This window comes from Kitasatospora sp. NPDC058444, from assembly GCF_042721415.1.
GTDB lineage: Bacteria > Actinomycetota > Actinomycetes > Streptomycetales > Streptomycetaceae > Kitasatospora.
This window is the reverse complement of record NZ_JBHXLL010000082.1, coordinates 1-11117: the sequence shown is the minus strand read 5'-3', so window position 1 is coordinate 11117 and position 11117 is coordinate 1. Positions and strand designations below refer to the sequence as shown.

General features: G+C 74.2%; 2 protein-coding genes. Both read right to left on the bottom strand.

Annotated features, from left to right (window positions below; all coding sequences use genetic code 11):
- Window positions 1-1949: type I polyketide synthase (locus ACFWP2_RS39225; protein WP_380460869.1), on the bottom strand; the 1949-nt coding region annotated here is incomplete at its 3' end.
- A gap of 14 nt (window positions 1950-1963) precedes the next feature.
- On the bottom strand, window positions 1964-11117 hold a 9154-nt coding region (locus ACFWP2_RS39220; RefSeq protein ID WP_380460867.1), incomplete at its 5' end, for an SDR family NAD(P)-dependent oxidoreductase.

The following is an 11117-nucleotide window of genomic DNA, read 5'->3' as shown; positions in this document are numbered from 1 at the left end:
GCCGCCACCTCACCGATCGAATGCCCCGCCAGGAAGTCCGGCACCACACCCCAGGACTCCAACAACCGGAACAGCGCCACCTCGAAAGCGAAGAGACCGGACTGCGCGTACAGGGTCCGATCGACCCGGTCGGGGTCGGTGCCGAAGAGGACCTCGGCGGTGCCGACCCCGAGTCGTTCGTTCAGCTCGTCGAAGGCCCCGGCGAACACCGGGTAGTGGGCCCGCAGTTCCGCGCCCATCCCGAGCCGCTGGGCGCCCTGCCCGGTGAACAGGAAGGCGGTCTTGGCCCCTGTGCGGGCCCGGCCGCGCAGCACCGCCAGCGAGTCGTCCGAGGCGCCCAACAGCGCCAGCCCGTCGAGGAGTCGGTCGCGGTCCGGGCCGAGGACGGCGGCCCGGTGCTCGAAGACGGCGCGTTCGGTGCCGAGCGACCTGGCCACCGCGCCTGCCTCCAGCTCAGGATGGTCGGCGACGAAGGCGCGCAGCCGCTCGCCCTGGGCCGACAGTGCCTGCGGAGTGCGGGCGGAGAGCGGCCACAGGGCCATCGGCGGTGCCGGGTCGGGTTCGGGCTGCTCGGCCGCGGCCGGGGCCTGTTCGAGGATGACGTGGGCGTTGGTGCCGCTGATCCCGAAGGAGGAGATCCCGGCCCGGCGCGGCCGCTCGACCTCGGGCCAGGCCCGGGCCTCGGTCAGCAACCGGACCTCGCCCGCCGACCAGTCCACCTTGCCGGAGGGCTCGTCCACGTGCAGGGTCTTGGGCAGCACACCGTGGCGCATCGCCTGCACCATCTTGATCACCCCGGCCACACCGGCCGCCGCCTGGGTGTGACCGATGTTCGACTTGATCGAGCCCAACCAGAGCGGTCGGTCCTCACCACGGTCCTGGCCGTAGGTGGCCAGCAGGGCCTGCGCCTCGATCGGGTCGCCCAGCGTGGTACCGGTACCGTGCGCCTCGACCACGTCGACATCGGCGGCCGACAGCCGGGCAGCGGCCAGCGCGTGACGGATCACCCGCTGCTGGGACGGCCCGTTGGGCGCGGTCAGCCCGTTGGAGGCACCGTCCTGGTTCACCGCGGAGCCACGGATGACGGCCAGCACCTGGTGCCCGTTGCGGCGGGCGTCCGAGAGCCGCTCCAGCACCAGGACACCGACGCCCTCGGCGAAGCCGGTGCCGTCCGCGCCCTCCGCGAACGCCCTGCAGCGGCCGTCCGGGGAGAGCCCGCGCTGGCGGCTGAACTCCACGAAGGTGCCGGGCGAGGCCATCACCGTCACACCGCCGGCCAACGCGAGGGTGGACTCGCCGCCGCGCAGCGACTGCGCCGCCAGGTGCAGCGCCACCAGCGAGGAGGAGCAGGCGGTGTCCACCGAGAGGGTGGGACCCTCCAGGCCGAGGGTGTAGGCGACCCGGCCCGACACGATGCTGCCACTGCCGAACGCACCGAAGTAGTCGTGGTACATCACCCCGGCGAACACACCGGTGCGGCTGCCCTTCAGCGAGACCGGATCGATCCCCGCACCCTCCAACGCCTCCCAGGAACTCTCCAGCAGCAACCGCTGCTGCGGATCCATCAACAGCGCCTCACGCGGCGAGATCCCGAAGAACCCGGCGTCGAACGCGCCGGCCTCGTGCAGGAACCCACCCTCGCGGACGTAGGACCTGCCCTCCAGACCCGGCCGCGGATCGTAGAGGTCGGCGTCCCACCCCCGGTCGGTGGGGAACGGCGTGATGCCGTCCCCGCCCTCGGTCAGCAGCTCCCAGAGCTGCTGCGGCGAGGTCACCCCACCCGGATAGCGGCAGGCCATGCCCACGATCGCGATCGGCTCGCGCAGGGCCGCGGTCAGCTTGCGGTTCTGCTCCCGCAGCCGTTCGGTCTCCTTCAGCGAGGCCCGCAGGGCGTCGACCATCCTGGTGCCCGGGTTCTGCGGCTGCTCCTTGCTCCCACTCTTCGCCACCGGAGTACCCCCTGTCACAGCTCCTCCTGTCCACCGAAGTCGTCAAGGGCCAGGTTCATCAGGCTCTCGATGTCCATCGTGTCGATCGACTCGCCGCTCTCGCCGTCGTCGCCCTTCGACTCCGCGGCGGACTCGGCCTTGAGTCCGGCCAGTTCGAGCAGGCTGTCCAGCAGGCCGGCGTCGCGCAGCCGGGCCAGCGGGATCGCGCCCAGCGCCTGGCGCACCGCAGTCTCCTGCACTTCGCCGGCCGAGCCCTCGGCCGGGGCCAGTTCGGCTTCCAGGTGCCGGGCCAGCACCATCGGGTTCGGGTAGTCGAAGATCAGCGTGGCCGAGAGACGCAGCCCGGTGGCCTCGTTGAGCTGGTTGCGGAACTCCACCGCCGTCAGCGAGTCGAAGCCGAGTTCGCTGAATGCCCGGTCCAGTGCCACCTCGGTGACCCCGAGCACCCCGGCCGCCTGGGTGCCGACCAGCTCGAGCAGGAACGCGATCCGCTCCTGGCCGACCAGCCCGGCCAGGCTGCGCCGCAGCGCGGCCGAGGCCGTGGAGGCTGCCTGCGCCACCCGCCGCGCGGACGAGGAGCGCACCAGCCGACTCAGCAGCGGCGGGACCCGGTTGCCCCGGGCCAGGGCGGCCAGGTCGAGCCGTGCGGGCATCAGGACGGCTTCCGCCCGGCCGACCGCGGCGTCGAACAGGGCCAGGCCGGCCTCCTCGCTGAGGCTGCCCACCCCCGACTGGGCCATCCGGCGGCTGTCGGCCTCGCTGAGCCGGTCGGCCATGCCGCCGTTGCCCGACCACGCGCCCCAGGCCAGCGAGGTGGCCGGCAGGCCGACCGCCCTGCGGTGCAGGGCCAGGCCGTCGAGGAACGCGTTGGCGGCGGCGTAACTCGCCTGCCCGGGGCTGCCGAGCAGACCGGCCGCCGAGGAGAACAGGACGAACGCCGACAGCTGTCGGTCCTTGGTCAGCTCGTGCAGGTGCCAGGCCGCGTCCACCTTGGGTCGCAGCACGGCGGACAACCGCTCGGGCGTCAGCGAGGCGAGCGTCCCGTCGTCCAGCACGCCCGCGGAGTGCACCACCGCGGAGACCGGGTAGCGCGCCAGCACTGCGGCCAGCTCCTCCCGGTCGGCCAGGTCGCAGGCCAGGATGGTCACTTCGGCGCCCAGGCCGGCGAGTTCGGCGTGCAGTTCGGCGGCGCCGGGCGCCGCCTCGCCGCGCCGGCTGAGCAGCAGCAGGCTCGACACCCGGTGCTCGGTGACCAGGTGACGGGCCACCAGGCGGCCCAGTGCCCCGGTGCCGCCGGTGAGCAGCACCCGGCCGCTCCACTCGACGGGGGCGTCCGGTACGACCTTCGCCGCCCTGGTGAGCCGCGGCACGTTGAGCACACCCGAACGCACCGCGATCTGCGCCTCGCCGCAGGCGACGGCGGCCGGCAGCAGGTGCCAACCCGGGTCGGCCTCGTCGTCGGCGTCGTGGTCGTCCAGGTCGATCAGCACGATCCGGTCGGGATTCTCCGACTGCGCCGTGCGGATCAGCCCCCAGGCCGCCGCAGCGGCCAGGTCGGTGACGTCCTCACCGGTCGGCGAGACCGCGCCACTCGTCGCCACGACCACGGTCGCCTGCGCGAACCGATCGTCGGCCAGCCAGGACTGCAGGCGGCCGAGCAGCGCGGCCAGGCCCTCGTGGACCGCCCGCGGATCGTCACCGCCCGCCCAGGGCAGCACCAGGACGTCCACCGGGTCGGCCAGCGCCGCGAGCTCGTCGAGGTCGGCGACCGTACTGACCGTGGCGACCTGCACCGCCAAGGCGTCCAGCAGCCGCCGCCGGTGCGTACCGAGCACCGCCCAGTGTCCGCCCGAGGGCACTGGGCCGCCGGTGAGCCCGGTCCACTCCAGGGCGAAGAGCGAGTCGTTGCCGCCGGCCGTGGCCAGCCGGTCCACCGCGACCTCGCGCAGCACCAGCGACTCCACCCGGGCCACCGGGGCACCGGCCCCGTCGGCGAGCTCGATCCGCACCGCGTCCGAGCCGGCCGGGCTGATCCGCACCCGCAGCGCCCGCGCGCCCACGGCGTACAGCTCGACCCCGCTCCAGGCGAACGGCAGGCTCATCCGGCGCGCCGCACCCGCCCGCAGTCCGATGGCGTGCAGCGAGGCGTCGAACAGTGCCGGATGAATGCCGAACCGATCGGTCTCCAGCGGGAGTTCGACCTCGGCGAAGACCTCGTCAGCCAGCCGCCAGGCGGCCCGCAGCCCCTGGAACAGCGGGCCGTACTCGGCGCCGAGCTCGGCCAGGCGCTCATAGGTCCCCTCCAGGTCGAGCGCCTCGGCGCCGACCGGCGGCCAGGCCTGCGACGTGCCGGGCGCCGGGGCCGAAGCGGCCCGCAGCAACCCGGTGGCGTGCGAGGTCCACGGTCCCCCGGCCTGGCGGCCGGGAGGTGCCCCCAGCTCGTCCGCCGTGCGGGAGTACACCTGGAACGTCCAGGTCCCGGCATCGGCCGGACGCACGGTGCACTGCAGCCGGACCGTGCCCTGCTCGGGCAGCAGCAGGGGTTCGGCGATGGTCAGCTCCTCGACCGCGCCGGCCCCGAGGTCCGCGCCGGCCGCCAGCGCCATCTCGACGAACGCCGTACCGGGCAGCAGCACCACCCCACCGACCGCGTGATCGGCCAGCCAGGGATGGCTCTGCAACGAGAGCCGTCCGGTGAACAGCGTGCCCTCGCCTCCCGCGAGGTCCACGGCGCTGCCCAGCAGCGGGTGGTCCACCGTCGCCCGGTAGCCCGCCGGCTCGCTCGCCATCCAGTACCGGCGGCGTTGGAAGGCGTACGTCGGCAACTCGACCGCGGCACCGGCCGGCAGCAGCCGCGCCCAGTCCACCGCGCCGCCGTGAACGTGGAAGGCGCCCAGGGCGGTGAGCACCGCCGCCGACTCCTGCCGGTCCTTGCGCAGCAGCGGGATCAGCGCGGCGTCACCGCTCGGACCCTCGGCCAGGTTCTCGGCGGCCAGCGCGGTCAGCACCCCGCCTGGACCGATCTCGACGAACCGGCACGCACCGGCCTCCACCAGCGCCCGCACGCCGTCCGCGAAGCGCACCGCCTCGCGCACGTGGCGCACCCAGTACTCCGGTGAACACAGCTCCTGCGCGGCAGCCTGCGCGCCGGTCAGGGTGGATACGACGGCGATCCGCGGCGGGTGGTACTCCAGCCCGGCGGCGACCTCGCGGAACTCGGCGAGCATCGGCTCCATCAGCGGCGAGTGGAAGGCGTGGCTGACCGCCAGCTCCCTGGTCCGCTCGAACCGCTCGGCGATCGCGCGCACCGCCGTCGCCTCGCCCGAGATCACCACGGAGCTCGGCCCGTTGACCGCCGCGATGCTCACCCGCTCGGTCAGCAGCGGCTCGATCTCGGCCTCGGTGGCCTTGATCGCCACCATCGCGCCGCCGGCGGGCAGCGCCTGCATCAGCCGGCCGCGCGCGGCGACCAGTCGGGCGGCGTCCGCCAGCGACCAGACCCCGGCCACGTGGGCAGCGGCGAATTCGCCGACGGAGTGCCCGGCCAGCAGGTCGGGGCGGATGCCCCAGGACTCCAGCAGCCTGAAGAGCGCGACTTCGAGCGCGAACAGGGCGGGCTGGGTGTACTCGGTGCGGTCCAGCAGCTCGGCCGAGGACAGCGCCTCGCGCAGCGGCCGGTCGAGTAGCGAATCCAGCCGCTCGCACACCTCCTCGAAGGCGGCCGCGAAGGCCGGGAACGTGTCGATCAACTCCTGGCCCATGCCGACCAGTTGCGAGCCCTGGCCGGAGAAGAGGAACGCGGTGCGACCCGCTGTCGCGGTGCCGAGCGCCACGCTCGGCGAGGCATGGCCCTCGGTCAACGACCGCAGGCCGCGCAGGAGCTCGTCCCAGTCACCGCCGCTCACCGCCGCCCGGTGGGCGTGGTGGCCGCGGGCACTCGCCAACGCCGCCGCGACCTGGCGCGGATCGAGCTCGGCCCGCTCGCCCAGGTGGCTCAACAGCCGCTCGGCCTGCGCGCGCAGCGCCTGCGGGCTGTGGCCCGAGAGCAGCAGCGGAGCCTGTGGCCGCTGCTCCACCAGCACGGCAGCCTCCTCACCGGGAGCGCTGGGCGCCGCCTCGATCACCACGTGCGCGTTGGTGCCGCTGATCCCGAACGAGGAGATCCCGGCCCGGCGCGGGTGGTCGTACTCGGGCCATGCCAACGACTCGGTGAGCAGCCGGACGTGGCTGTCCGTCCAGTCGACGTGCCGGGACGGCTCGTCCACGTGCAGGGTCTTGGGCAGCACCCCGTGGCGGATCGCCTGCACCATCTTGATCACGCCGGCCACCCCGGCCGCGGCCTGGGTGTGTCCGATGTTCGACTTGATCGAGCCGAGCCAGAGCGGGCGCTCCTCGGTGTGCTCGCTGCCGTAGGTCGCGATCAGGGCCTGCGCCTCGATCGGGTCGCCCAGCGTGGTGCCGGTGCCGTGCGCCTCGACCAGGTCGACCTCGCCGCCGGGCACGCCCGCCGCCGCCAGCGCGCGGCGGATCACCCGCTGCTGGGCGGGACCGTTGGGGGCGGTGATGCCGTTGGAAGCACCGTCCTGGTTCATCGCGGTGCCGCGCACCACGGCCAGCACCTGGTGGCCGTTGCGGCGGGCATCCGAGAGCCGCTCCAGCAGCAGGACGCCCGCGCCCTCGCCGAAACCGGTGCCGTTGGCGGCGTCCGCGAACGGGCGGCAGCGCCCGTCGCGCGACAGGCCGCGCTGCCGGCTGAACTCGACGAAGGTCCCCGGGGTGGCCATCACCGTCACCCCGCCGGCCAGTGCCAGGGTGCAGTCACCCTGGCGCAGCGACTGCACCGCGAGGTGCAACGCGACCAGCGAGGAGGAGCAGGCGGTGTCCACCGTCAGCGTCGGCCCCTCCAGACCGAGCGTGTAGGCGACCCGGCCCGAGACCACACTGCCGGAGCCGTAGCTCTCGAAGTAGTCGTGGTACATCACGCCGGCGAACACCCCGGTCGCGCTGCCGCGCAACGAGACCGGGTCGATGGCGGCCCGCTCCAGCGCCTCCCAGGCGGTCTCCAGCAGGACCCGCTGCTGCGGGTCGGTGACCAGCGCCTCCTCCGGATCCATGCCGAAGAAGTCGGCGTCGAAGTCGCCCGCGTCGTACAGGAACGCGCCGTGCTTGGCGTAGCTGGTGCCGGGGCGGTCCAGGGTCGGGTCGTAGAGCGACTCCAGGTCCCAGCCTCGGTCGGTGGGGAACTCGCCGATGGCGTCCACCTCGCCGACGACCAGCTTCCACAGATCCTCGGGCGAGTTCACGCCGCCGGGGTAGCGGCAGCTCATCCCGATGATCGCGATCGGCTCCTCCGAGCGGGCGGGTGCGGCCTGCACCGGCACGGCCGCCAGGGTGCCGACCAGCTGGTCGAGCAGGTAGCCGGCCAGTTCGAGGGGGTTGGGGTAGTCGAACACCAAGGTGGCCGGCAAGCGCAGCGCGGTGGCCGCCGCCAGGCCGTTGCGCAGCTCGACCGCGGCCAGCGAGTCGAAGCCCAGCTCACGGAAGGCCTTGTGCGCTTCGACCGCCTCAGCCGAGCGGTGCCCGAGCACCGAGGCGGCTTGGCTGCGCACCAACTCCACCAGGAAGGGCTTGCGTTCGGCCTCGGCGAGGGCAGCCAGCCGGCCGCTCAGCGAGTCGGCGCCGGCGGCCGGCTGACCGGAGACGGCCTGGCGCCGGGAGCGCACCAGGGCGCGGAAGAGCGGTGACATGACGTCGCCTTGGGCCCGCAGTCCGGCCGGTTCCAGCTTCATCGGCAGCACGGCGGGGTGCCGGGAGTGCAGCGCCTCGTCGAAGAGCGCCAAGCCCTCATCGGTGGCCAGGGCCGCCACGCCGCCCCGGGAGATCCGGGACAGGTCGGTGTCGTCCAGCGTGCCGGTCATCCCGCTGGCCTGCGCCCACAGGCCCCAGGCCAGCGACTGGCCCGGCAGGCCGAGCCGCCGGCGGTGGCCGGCCAGCGCGTCCAGGAAGGCGTTGGCCGCGGCGTAGTTGGCCTGCCCCGGCGAGCCGAGGGTGGCGGCGGCCGAGGAGAACAGGACGAACGCCTTGAGGTCGAGACCGGCGGTCAGCTCGTGCAGGTACCAGGCCGCGTCCACCTTGGGGCGCAGCACGGCATCCAGCCGCTCGGGCGTGAGCGAGGAGAGCACGCCGTCGGCGAGCACCCCGGCCGCGTGCACCACCGCGGTCAGCGGATGCTCCGCCGGGACCTTCGCCACCGCCTCGGCCAGCGCCGCGCGGTCCGCCACGTCGCAGGCGGCGGTGGTGACCTCGGCGCCGAGTTCGGTGAGCTCGGTGACGAGCTCGGGGGCCGCGCCGCGGCGGCTGAGCAGCAGCAGGTGCCGCACCCCCCACTCGGTGACCAGCTGTCGGGCGATCAGGGTGCCCAGCGCGCCGCTCGCGCCGGTCAGCAGCACGGTGCCCGCGGGGTCGAGCTCCAACCGTTCCTGGTCGGCGGCCGGTTCGGCCCGGACCAGCCGGGGCAGCCGGATGGCGCCGCCCCGGATCGCCAGGTGCGGCTCGCCCACGGCCAAGGCGGTGGGCAGCAGCGCTTCGGAGGCCGGGTCCTGGTCGAGCTCGACCAGGACGATCCGCTCGGGGTTCTCCGACTGCGCCGAGCGGACGAGTCCGGCCACCGCCGCACCGGCCAGGTCGGCGCCGGTGGCCACCAGCACGGTGGCCTCGCCCGCCAGTTGCTCGCGCAGCTGGTCGAGGACGGTGTGCACGGCTGCCCGTACCTCGTCTGCGCTGGTACCCGCCGGGCTGCGCAGCACCACCGGGTCGTGGGCGGGGTCGACGGCCGGGGTGGGCGCGGTGATCCACTCCACCTGGTAGAGCGCGCCCGCCCGCGCCGACTTGGCGGCGGCGGCGAGCTGTTCGGCCGGGATCGGGCGCAGGGCGAGCGAGCCGACGCCCGCCACCGGCGCGCCGTCGGCGTCGGCGAGCGTCAACTCCACCGCGCCGCTCTGGCCCAAGGGCTTGACCCGGACCCGCAGTTCCCTGGCGCCGGTCGCGTGCAGGCGCACCTCGGACCAGGCGAACGGCAGCAGCGCCTCGTCCTCGGCGACACCGGTCAGGCCGACCGCGTGCAGGGCGGCGTCCGCCAGGGCCGGGTGCAGGCCGTAGCCGTCCACCTGCTGGGCGAAGGCCACCTCGGCGTAGACCTCCTGACCCAGGCGCCAGGCGGCGCGCAGGCCCTGGAAGGCGGGCCCGTAGGCGAGTCCGGCCTCGGCGAGCTGTTCGTACACCCCGTCGAGATCGATCGGCTCGGCGCCGGTGGGCGGCCAGAGGGTGAGCTCCGGCTCGGCGGGCGCGCCGCCCGGGGCGAGCACACCGTCGGCGTGCCGGATCCAGGGCTCGTCGTCGGCCTCGCTCTCGGGGCGGGAGTAGATGCCGACCGGGCGGCTGGACTCCTCCACCGCGCCGACCACGACCTGCAGCTGCACCGCACCGTGCTCGGGGAAGACCAGCGGGGCGTGGAGGGTGAGGTCGGCGACCCGGCCCAGGCCCACCTGATCGGCGGCCTGGAGGGCCAGCTCCAGGTAGCCGGTGCCGGGGAACAGCAGCTCCCCGCCGACCACGTGGTCGGCCAGCCACGGGTGGGTGCCGAGCGAGAGGCGGCCGGTGAGGACGGTGCCGTCGGTGTCGGCACGGGTCATCGCCGCACTCAGGATCGGATGGTCGGTCCGGGTGAGACCGGCCGAGGTGACGTCGGCGTTGCCGGAGACGCTGTCCAGCCAGTACTGCTCGTGCTGGAAGGCATAGGTCGGCAGCTCGACGCGGCGCGGGCGCAGACCCTCGAAGACCTGTCGCCAGTCGACCGCGACGCCGTGCGCGAAGGCCTCGCCGAGCGCGGCGGCGAACCGGGCCGGGCCGCCCTCCTCGCGGCGCAGCGAGCCCAGCGCCCGCACGCCGTCGAAGGTCTCCTGGAGGCCTACGGTGAGCACCGGGTGCGGGCTGCACTCGATGAACACGCCATGGCCCTTGCCGACCGCGGCCTCGGCGGCCTGCTCGAAGAGCACGGTCTGACGCAGGTTGGTGTACCAGTATTCGGCGTTCAGCTCGGTGGTGTCGACTAGCCCGCCGGTGACGGTCGAGTAGAACGGCACCTCGGCGGGAAGCGGCGAGACGTCCGCCAGGGTCTCCAGCAACCTGGTCCGGATCGCCTCGACCTGCGCGGAGTGCGAGGCGTAGTCCACCGGCAGCCGCTTGACCCGTATGCCCTCGTCCTTGAGCTGGGCCTGCAGGAGGTCCAGGGCGTCCACGAAGCCGGCGACCACGACCGATCCCGACCCGTTGCGCGCGGCGACGGAGAGCCGGCCGTCGAAGGCCGCCAGTCGTTCCTCCACCTGGTCGACGGGCAGCGCGACCGACATCATGCCGCCCCCGCCGGACAGGTCCTGGGCGATGGCCTGGCTGCGCAGGGTGACGATCCGGGCGCCGTCCTCCAGCGACAGCGCACCGGCCACCACGGCCGCCGCGATCTCGCCCTGGGAGTGCCCGATCACCGCGGCGGGGCGCACCCCGTACGAGGTCCAGGTCCGCGCCAGCGAGACCATGACGGCCCAGAGCAGCGGCTGGACGATGTCCACCCGGTCCAGCGGGCCGTTCAGCTCGGCCAGCAGGTCCCAGTCGGTGAACGGCGCACAGGCGGCGGCGCACTCGGCCATCGCGGCCGCGAACACCGGCGAGGAGGCCAGCAGCTCGGTGGCCATGCCCTGCCACTGGGAGCCCTGGCCCGGGAAGACGAAGACCGGGCGGGAGCCGGTGGCGGTACCCTCGACCAGCCCGGGAGCGGTGCGCCCGGTGGCCAACGCGGCCAGCGAGTCGCGCAGCTCGGCGCGGTCCGCGCCGGCGATGGCCGCGCGGTGCTCGAAGTGGGCACGGGTGGTGGCCAGTGCGTGGGCCAGGTCCGCGGGCGCGAGCTGCGGGTTGGCGTCCACGAAGGCCAGCAGCCGTTCGGCCTGGGCGGGCAGCGCCGCCCGGGACTTCGCGGAGAGCAGCCACGGGGCCGCGGTCGGCGCCGCGCTCGTCTCCGGCTGCTCGGCGACCTGCTCGGTGACGGCCTCGATGATGGTGTGGGCGTTGGTGCCGCTGATCCCGAAGGAGGAGATCCCGGCCCGGCGCGGCCGCTCG